Source organism: Thermococcus sp. 21S7 (genome assembly GCF_012027615.1).
In the GTDB taxonomy this organism is placed as follows: Archaea; Methanobacteriota_B; Thermococci; order Thermococcales; family Thermococcaceae; genus Thermococcus.
This window is the reverse complement of sequence record NZ_SNUT01000041.1, coordinates 1-379: the sequence shown is the minus strand read 5'-3', so window position 1 is coordinate 379 and position 379 is coordinate 1. Positions and strand designations below refer to the sequence as shown.

The 379-nt window shown below is 53.6% G+C and carries 1 pseudogene; it reads left to right on the top strand.

Features of this window, described 5'->3' with window-relative positions:
- Nucleotides 1-7: 7 nt before the first annotated feature.
- A pseudogene (locus tag E3E51_RS13005) lies at nucleotides 8-379 on the top strand (hypothetical protein); the annotation flags it as partial.

The window sequence follows — 379 nt, the reverse complement described above, 5'->3', positions numbered from 1 at the left end:
AGTGCCGGTGACGATGGTTAAGGCCAACTTCAGCTACGCCGGGCCGATAAGCTCGATGGCCTTCTCGCCGGGAGAAAGGGACGTTATCGACTGGATAAGCGTATTGACATCGAGCAGAGACCCGGGTAAAAACTTCGTCTTCACAATAAAGTTCGCGGACGAAGAACTGGCGGAAACCTACGTCCACGCGGAGGTCTTTTACGACGTAATCCACAACAGGAAGATAACCTACGAACCGACCGTTCTATACTTCGATGAGGGGAGTGAGTTCGGAAGGATGTGGGAGCTGCATCTTTACAGCGGTGGCTTCACCCTCTATGAGGTGGGTGAAAACGGACTGGTTGAGCTCTCCAGCGGAAACGTGGACGTCAGGGGTAGA